The sequence below is a fragment of the Streptomyces sp. NRRL F-4489 genome, assembly GCF_001509485.1.
Lineage (GTDB): Bacteria > Actinomycetota > Actinomycetes > Streptomycetales > Streptomycetaceae > Streptomyces.
In genome coordinates this window covers 188,205-195,662 of the sequence record NZ_LLZI01000221.1, presented here as the reverse complement: position 1 = coordinate 195,662, position 7,458 = coordinate 188,205, and the positions used below count along the sequence as shown (strand labels likewise).

At 68.6% G+C, this 7,458-nt stretch carries 7 protein-coding genes and 1 pseudogene; 3 read left to right on the top strand and 5 right to left on the bottom strand.

The genetic code is table 11. The features are described from left to right. The first annotated feature begins 1,410 nt into the window (after nt 1-1,410). Nucleotides 1,411-2,049 (top strand): DUF1266 domain-containing protein, encoded by a 639-nt coding sequence (locus ADL22_RS17030; RefSeq protein WP_079064199.1) that lies wholly within the window; start codon nt 1,411-1,413, stop codon nt 2,047-2,049. Nucleotides 2,050-2,335: 286 nt separating this feature from the next. Here ADL22_RS17030 and ADL22_RS35410 read toward each other — a convergent pair whose 3' ends face one another. From ADL22_RS35410 to ADL22_RS17015, 3 genes are all read right to left on the bottom strand, one after another. Beyond that, on the bottom strand, nt 2,336-2,569 hold the full coding sequence (locus ADL22_RS35410) for a hypothetical protein (protein WP_159048683.1): 234 nt from the start codon (nt 2,567-2,569) through the stop codon (nt 2,336-2,338). A 193-nt stretch (nt 2,570-2,762) separates the two neighbouring features. Further along, nucleotides 2,763-2,948: a hypothetical protein gene (locus ADL22_RS17020; protein ID WP_066979571.1), complete on the bottom strand. Its 186-nt coding sequence runs from the start codon at nt 2,946-2,948 to the stop codon at nt 2,763-2,765. Nucleotides 2,949-3,922: 974 nt separating this feature from the next. Continuing rightward, the gene (locus ADL22_RS17015; protein WP_066979569.1) at nt 3,923-4,459 is read right to left on the bottom strand and encodes a hypothetical protein; all 537 of its coding nucleotides are present in this window, start codon (nt 4,457-4,459) and stop codon (nt 3,923-3,925) included. Nucleotides 4,460-5,269: 810 nt separating this feature from the next. Between ADL22_RS17015 and ADL22_RS34005 the strand changes: the two genes are divergently transcribed. Next, a complete protein-coding gene (locus tag ADL22_RS34005; RefSeq protein WP_079064198.1) occupies nt 5,270-5,605 on the top strand; it encodes a deoxyxylulose-5-phosphate synthase in 336 nt (111 codons plus the stop codon). A gap of 331 nt (nt 5,606-5,936) precedes the next feature. Here the strand turns inward: ADL22_RS34005 and ADL22_RS17010 are convergent. Continuing rightward, nucleotides 5,937-6,415 (bottom strand): annotated as a pseudogene (locus ADL22_RS17010) (hypothetical protein). Between the two features lie 213 nt (nt 6,416-6,628). Here ADL22_RS17010 and ADL22_RS17005 point away from each other — a divergent pair. Further along, entirely contained in the window at nt 6,629-7,153 is a 525-nt protein-coding gene (locus ADL22_RS17005) for a hypothetical protein (protein ID WP_066979565.1), read from the top strand. A gap of 147 nt (nt 7,154-7,300) precedes the next feature. Here ADL22_RS17005 and ADL22_RS35405 read toward each other — a convergent pair whose 3' ends face one another. Continuing rightward, nucleotides 7,301-7,453: a hypothetical protein gene (locus ADL22_RS35405; protein WP_159048682.1), complete on the bottom strand. Its 153-nt coding sequence runs from the start codon at nt 7,451-7,453 to the stop codon at nt 7,301-7,303. Between the last annotated feature and the right edge of the window lie 5 nt (nt 7,454-7,458).

Here is a 7,458-nt window from a genome sequence, read left to right as displayed (position 1 = left end):
CGCTGAACCAGGCCGCCGGCGGCTTCCACAGCAACAGCTCGGTCTCCTGCCACACCGCGTCCGCGAGCTCCCAGGCGCCGGTCGCCATCGCATCGAACGGGTCGTGTGTGTGCGCGGGTGTCAAGTGTGTGCTCTCGTTTCTCGTTCGGCCCGCGCACCGGATCGGGGCGGGCGGCGGATCGGGGACGTGTCCCTGAACGCCTCACGACTACCGTGCGGAGCGGCTGGTGGGAACGGCAGATCGGCGACGTGCGGACTGTTCATGCCAGGTCTTGGCCTGCCCGTGCCGCCGTCGAGGCCGGGCCGCTGCTGTCGGTCGGCCCGGCGTGCGGGTCGCCCGCACCCGCGGCCTCCGCCTCCGCGCGGGCCGTCGGCACCAGGCGGTCAGGCGTCCTCATGATTGAGTTGCATCGGGCAGGATGCCTGCGGCCGCTGGGGCGTCGGCTGTGTGGGCCGGCACCCCATCTCGGCTCTCGTGGTAAGAGTCGGGCGTTCGGTTGACGGTTCCGCCCGGCGGTCGTGCTCCGGGCGGAACCGGTTTCCCTCACCGCGCCGCCATGATGCTGACGCCGCACCTTTCCATGCAGCGCCCGTGCTCTGGGCGCTCCCCGCAGGGTGTGCCCCCGGGCAGGCAGTGATCAGCGGCGGTACTGGGTGGAAGGTTGGCCAGATCGCGGGTGCCGGGCCGCCAGCGCAGCCCCCGGTTGCCCTCGCTCGCGGTCTGCCCGAGGGCGTAGTGCCACGCCCTGGTGGCCGACCCGAGCCCTGCAGCGGGCAGACCAGGCCGCCGCCCACAGAGGCCACAGCAGCCAGGACGCCGCACGACAGCGCCGGCCGGCACCACCGCACGATGCGGGCGCGGCGGGGATGGGCAAGGCGGCGGACCAGCGACCGGAAGAAGCGCACGGCGCGAGGGCGGACGGCAGGCGGCAGGCGGGAGGCGGCAGGCGGGAGGCGGGATCGAACGACGAGTGTGGGCGGCGGACGTGCGGCATGAAGGCGGGGCCGGGGCGGGCCAGGCGGCAAGCGCGCGGCCTGGTGAGCGACGGGCGAACACGGGCCGTCGGGCCAGGCGCAGGAAGGGCCGGCGGCCGGGCGCCAGGAGGGTTGCCCGGGGCGGTGTCCTGGCGGCGTGCCAGGTGAACAGAACGCGTCCCGTGTTGTCCAGGCGCTATTCTCCGGGCTGCTCACCCGGGTGCTGACGCTATTCGGCGTTGAGGACGTGCATCCGTTGCTGGCCATGCACCTCGCTGCCAGCCGCAGCCGCAGCTGTGGCACGTTCCTGGCCAGGCCGCAGCGAGAAGCCCTGCCGGTCACCGCCCCGGCGACGGAGCCGGTTCACCCCGGTCACGTCCGGCCCGCGCGGTGGCGATTGGCCATACGTTCGGTGGACTGTGAGGATCGGTGCCCATGAATGGTTGGATACTGGCGTCCTCGCTGCTGAAGATGGCTTTGGGACCATCAGCAAAGCGGCGCTTTCCCACGCCGCTGACGAGCCACCAGCGATGGATGGTCTCGCTGGACGCGATCTTGGCCGAGCGGATGTGGGGGCACAGTCATCTGATGCTTTACCCGCTGAAGAGGATCAATCCCACGAACTGCAAGGTGAGCCTGGAGCAGAGTTGGGGTGTCACCTCACCGCAGTCGCTTCACGCGACCTTGCACCAGCTGGCTGTCGAGGGGCATCGCATGCAGATGGCGCCGGTCCTCGGGCACCCTCCCGTGGCCTGGGACTTCGGCCGCTACGCCACGGTGGTCAAGCTGGCCTTCGGAGCCGGCTACGTGGACGAGCCGGGCGCTTGGCGGCTGCTGGGCAACGCTGTTGCCCCCGCGGCGCAGACGTACCGCTCCTGGAATGCGTTCGCGCACGACTTCGTCGCCGGCCGGGCGCTGTGGATGGGCAACGCTGGAGCCGAATGGTCCGGCTCTCAAGAGGACACGGTTCAAGCCGTCCAACGCCTCCTGGACCCTGCCAACTCCGCCAGCCCATGGCAGCAAGTCCCCTGGGAGATCATCTACCATCCCGACCAGACGCCGTCTCGCCCCTGACAACCGGTGGTGCCGGTAGGCCACTTGAAGCATCCGACCGTAGGCGTTACCTCAGCCGGCGGGTGGAGGCACGACCGCCTTCACAGTTACGCCGAAGGCGTTCTGGGACTTCATCAAGGCAGCGGCCCTCGGCTCGCGCTGACGCCTGCAGCGGCGCAAAACAGGGAGGCCCCTGGTCGGAAACTCCGGCCGGGTGCCTCCCCTGCTTCCCCGGGCGGGAGCCAGTCGACCGAGGCGATCGCCGTCCCGCGGGCGGCCGTCTCGGTGTCGTCGGCGAGGGTAGCGGTCACGTGGTAGTACGCGGTCGTGCCTTGGGCTTGGTGGTGTCCACGTACGACCAGCTGGTGCTGTCACCGCGCGTCTGGGCGTCAACCTTGTCGAAGATGTGGGCCGACCGGTTCCAGCGGGAGACGGCGAATCTGGTCACCTTGTTCCCGTTAGCGCCCGTGTCGCTGCCCAGCCACCAGCGGTCCGCGCCGTACACGTCGCCGTCGAGGTAGCCGAGTGGGTTTTCGCTCAATTCGCCGGACAGCGACGGCCGGTGGACGTGCGATAGCGCGTAGCGGTGGGGCTGGTCGCCAATTGGCGACCAGCCCCACCGCCGTGTCAGAAGCTGTATTCGACCCCCGGGGTGGCACAGGCGCAGTGATCAGGTGTCTGATCAGCGTGACCGGCAGTTGCGGATCCGTATGAGGGGGCGTCCCACGGCGCAATCAAGCCTCGGTCGGCTCAATGCTGACGGAATACTCCAGCGCCTGGCGGACGCGCTCGGTGGTTTTGAGGTGCTCGATGATCTGCTGTACCACGGAGTGAGACGCCCAGTCGGCGATTGCCTGCCAGGCCACCTCGGGACTGCGTCCCGTCAGCAGCAGGCCGGCGAATCCGAGATTATTGTCCATGCCCTGCGAACGAGGTATGCCGCCGCATGTCACCGGCCCTGGCTGCGCAGAGGCCGGCCGACGCAACGGAGGTAACAACACCTCCCTGCGGACATCGGTCACAAGCGCCCTGGCAGTTGCCCGCAGAGGATGTAACTGACGGAAGGCTGCGAATGCCACCCGGGCAAGCGCCGGCCGACAGGCCCGCGACCAGGCACACCGGCAGCGACCCGCGGCGGGCCCGGCGGGTGAGGTTCCCGTGGCCTGCCGGTGGGCCGACGACGACCGCGGTTCGGGCGCCGGCCGCCGACCGCAGAGCCCGGTAGGCGGCATGCAGCCACCGGCGAGGCCGGGCGGGGATACGCGGCCCGCACCGGCCGATGGCAGCCGTGGTCCGGTCAACGGCCACCACCACAGAAACCCGGCGGCGGAACAGCAACGGCCAGTGAAGGACGGAGCAACGGCTGACGCAGCGGCAAACGGTACGACGAACCGGACCGGACACCACCACCGCCCACCACCCGAAGAACAGCCGCACGGCGGCCAGACCACAGAGGCGGCCAAGCGGCGCGGTGAAGGGCAGCGAGACACGCCAGTGCCACCACGGCCAGACGGTACAGCACCTCCGCGGCCGAGCCGGACCTCTCGACGCTCCCCTTGATGCGCTCACGCAGCGGTGAGGGTCTCCGAGTTCTCCAGGTCCAGCTCGACGGTCGGGTCGTCCAAGCGCGACTTCTACTCGATGCTCAGCTCCAGCGCCGCGTACTGGGCGGGGAACTCCGAGGTCGCGGCAGCGAACCCCGGTGACACAGCTGCCGGGACGTGGCTCATCGCTCCCTCCTTGGCGTCAGGATCGTCGGCGACAGCCACGCGCTTGCTCAGCTCACGGGGCTCCCCGCCGGTGGTTCGTCGATCGCGCTCACGTCACGATTCAACGAGCTGGCTACCGGCCCGTCACCGATCCTGGGCCAGCCACGCACTCAGGGCGCGGCACGTCAGTCTTCGTCCTGCCCGTAGAGAGCGTTGGTGATCAGACGGGTAGCGAAGTCGGGGTCATCGGTGAGGCGGTTGATGTGCTCTGCGAGCAGGAGGGTGGTGGCTTCCAGGGGATTCATCTCGTCCTTGGTCCAGAAACCGTACTGTTCGCGCCACAGACTGGGGCTCAGACCGGTGCCTGCGGCGACAAGCAGGCCAGCCATGGTCGGGATGACCTCGGGGCGGACGCTCCTGGGCATCATGCGCATCGTGGCCACGAGGTCGGGTACCACGCATGCGATGACGTCCTTGTCGTGCTCTTCGTAGGCCATTCGCAGCCACTGCATGAACATGTAGATGAGCGTGCACGCGCCATCCAGTACGTCCTTGGCTCCTCTTGGGCCGAGAGAGGCAGTGAACTGACCCACCATTGCCTTTTCTTCGGGGTCGGTCTCCGTCTTGCCGTCGAGGATGGCTTTCAGCCGTGAGTCGATCAGCATGAGCGCTGTGGACACATCGCCGGCGGGAGCGTGCTGGGGGTCGCAGGGCGACGACACAGATTTCCCTCCTTCATGATCGCGCTGGGTAGCGCGACATGTCCGCACAGTAATCCGCTGGCGGGGTTAAGGGTGAGGTTTCCGGCCACAGTTCTGCGGCTTCTCGGCCTCGCCGGACGCCACAGGGCCGGCGAGGAAGCCAGCGACGGCGTCACCGACCCGTCGCGGAAGCGGCAGCGTCGCGGCACAGCGGCCGACGCCGCCACCGTGCTCCGCGCCACCCCAGGCATGGGACGCGCTCGCGCATGGCCCCTTTTTCGGATTCGGGAAAAGGGAAGCGGAGGAGACCAGTGGCTGGTGGCCTGCCATGACCCACGCCCAAAGGCCCTGGTTCCGGCAGCGCGTCTGGTCAGGATGTCGATGTACCAGTTCAGGCCGGAGAAGGCGCTGCCGACGGGCAGAGAGGGCTTGGGCCACCCGGCTTGCTCCGGGCCGCTTCTCTGCACACGGCGGTGAGTACCGGGCGATACCGACAGTCCCGCGGCGCGAGGAACACCAGGCATCGTTCCCCGTGCGAGCCGGCACTGCCGCGCGAGCCCGACCGCCAGGAGCCGATGCGCCGGACTTCCGCCCTACCGAGACCGTCAGGGTGCTCAACCGTACGAGGGAGGAGGCCGTGCCGGTTGTCGCAGCAGACGCATTTGCCGGGACGGCCGCGCGGGGGGCCGCAACAGCTATCGGGCCGGCGCTCAAAAGCGGCGCGGAACAGCTACCGCAGCCGCCGGTTAGCGCCCCTCCCCCGCCGAAGAGCACGCGCAGCAACCCAGAGACTCCCTGCAGCCCGGCCCTTCACCGCCCTACTCTTGCCGGATGCCCCACGCAAAGACCTCGTATGTCTGTCTGCCCTGCCGTGGCTCCTACAAGCAGCCCTACCCCGGCCCGTACGCCCACGAGCGGGTCTGTCCGCGCTGCGCCCGACCGCTGACCCACGTCGGGTCCGCCTTCGCACCGCCCAAGAGGCGGAACACCGCGGCATGGCGCACGCTCTCCGTACTCCTGCACGCCGGGGTACGCTTCCACAAGAGCTGCTGCGGGGGCCCCGGTTACCGCCCACGCACCCTCGCCGAGATACGCGAACGGATCGCCTACGCCCGCGCTACCGGGGAACCGTTCGCCCAGGCATTGGTCCGCCGAGAACTGCCCTGAGTGCCCCAGCAACAGAAGCACGAGCACAGGGAACGCCCGATCCCCCTCGCCGGAGCCGGAGCACAGGCGGCAGAGGCCCGATAGCCCACGGCGCCCCCGGGCGAACGTGGCCAGGCACGCCGACAACCAGCCGAGGCCCCGCAACGAAACGACGGGAGGACGTCAGACAGCCGATGACCGGACACAACAACCAAGCGGCAGACCCCAGCAGCCGCGCCGAGCCCGCCGCCAGGCGGCAGATCAGCAATCGGCCGACAACTCCCCGCCCACGCAGCCGACCGGACGGTAGCGGTCTCCATGCGAGCCAAGCGAGGAAGAGTGCGTCAGCGCATCACTGTTCATCGAGAGATGCCTGTCGGGCAAGGAACTCCTCGAACGCTGCCTTCTGCTTCGGATCCACGAAGCCCTGGCGGACGTTGCGGGCCTTCTCCTGAAGCCAGTGCGCCTCGTCGGGATCCAGGAGCTCGGCAACCACCACCCCCCGCGAGCGACCGCCGTCCGCCCTGCTACGCGACGGCGAAAGAGCGTGAACGGGCCGAATTCCGCTGGGTGGGCAAGTTCCGGCTCCTCCGCCTCCGCCACGGCTCGGTTCTCGTCGCAGGCACCGCTCGCCAGGTAGGGGGTAGGGGCCCAATGCTCCCAGAGTGCCAGCGTGGCCGCAGGTACGAGCACCACACGTTCCGCGTCTTCACGCCCCTCCCACATGAACGTAACAGTGATGGGCTCGCCGACTGCCTCGGCCAGCCCAAGCACCCTCTCCACCTCATCGTTGATCGGGTAATCCACCACTACGTCAATCCGAATGCCCATGGTGGCTGAGGCTACTGGTCGCTTCCGGCATCCCAGTCAAAAACTCCTCGTCCCCGGAAACCATGGCGCGCCGGGCGGGCTGAGACTGTTCAGGCACACTCAAGGGGCGGTGGTTGCGGGGCGCAATTGCGTATGGTGAGGACGCTAACCAGATTGTGCTGCGGGCTGTTCGCTCCTTTGCAGAGTCACCTGCCTGACGATCAAGGGGAATCCATGCTCAAGACTTCAGTACGCCGCGCAGTTGTTGTCGCCTTAGCGCTCGCTACGCTCAGCGTCTCCTGCAGCACGGCGACCAAGGCGGATCGACCGACCGGTGGCCCGGCCACCGCCAGTCAAGAGACCAGCGCGTCGGTGAGCCCGTCCGCTTCGTCCTCGGCGCCCCGTGAAGCCTCCGTTGAGTCCGCGCCGACGTCAGCAGCCACGCAGGAACCGGTCAGCGCGGTCCGCGACGCCTTCGCCGGGCTCCAGGCAACCCTGCGCGATTCGTGCACGCCAGGCAACTGCGCCTACTTTCTCGGACGGGTCTACGAGGAACTGCATCGCATGGACCGCGCGATGAAAGCAGATCCGAAGGGGGCCGGCCACTTCACCGAGCCGATCGACCTGATCAAGAAGCTCGACGTGAAGCTCGACGGTGACCGCTCCTTCGAGAACCTCGAAAAGCACCGAGCTTCACTGATCAGCACCCGCGAAAAGATCAACACGTGGATGCAGGGGCACCCCGACGACTATCGCTGACCAGCCTCCACCCTCGCTTCCACTGCCTCGGCGACCCGACGACGACCAACAGCAGCCCGGCACACCTAAGGGTCGGTCAAAACGGGTAAGAGCCGAACACGTCACCAGGACCGCGACCTCGTCGTGTCCGCTCAGGCGTAGGGGGCGCTACGACGGTGCGGAAGTGTCGGTCGGGCCGCCGTCGCGGTACTCCACGAGGCAGCTGTCGGCCTTCGCGAGGTGGAGCTGGAGGTGCTGGTGTCCGATGAGCAGGTCGGTGGGCGTCCGGGGTGCGCACGCCACCGTGCTGTTGGTTGGCATGGGCG